This is a genomic window from Vibrio sp. 1978 (genome assembly GCF_033344345.1).
This window is the reverse complement of the sequence record NZ_JAWPOP010000950.1, coordinates 1-532: the sequence shown is the minus strand read 5'-3', so window position 1 is coordinate 532 and position 532 is coordinate 1. Positions and strand designations below refer to the sequence as shown.

The following is a 532-nucleotide window of genomic DNA, read 5'->3' as shown; positions in this document are numbered from 1 at the left end:
GTCATCCGCATCTTGGATAAGAATAATTTGAGATTCACTGCCTAGAATTGCCATCGAGTCCGCATGCAATTGGACTTTGCGCTCAAATCCGCAACGCGCGCTAGTCAGGCAAACAAACGGTTTGTCCGAAATAAGCGTGCTGAGTCGGTGACTGAAAACTTTTTTGGGGTTTTCGTCGATGAACAGACGAGAGAGCTCTTCACCGAGCAGCTCGTGAGGGGAGTTAAGCCCAAGCAGACGAGCCGAAGCAGGGTTTGCTGAGATGATGGTGTCATCTTCAATCAGCAGCAGGCCATCGGGCAATAATTGGGTCAGCTTGGCAAATTTGTTTTCGGCTTCTTCCAGAGAGCGGACAAGTATTTGCTTTTCGGAGGTGTCGACGGCGTGAAACACCACGAAACGTACCTCATTACCTTCATACACTGGTGACAAACTAAAGTGAAGGCTGGTCTCTAAATCGGTTTCATCTAAGGTAATTTCAGCTTCGACATGCACGCCTTTGAATGCGCGTTGGTAGTAAGGTGCCAGCTTC

At 48.7% G+C, this 532-nt stretch carries 1 protein-coding gene; it reads right to left on the bottom strand.

The genetic code is table 11. The features are described 5' to 3' along the window. On the bottom strand, positions 1-532 hold a 532-nt coding region (locus tag R8N49_RS30025; protein ID WP_318190814.1), incomplete at both ends, for a PAS domain-containing protein.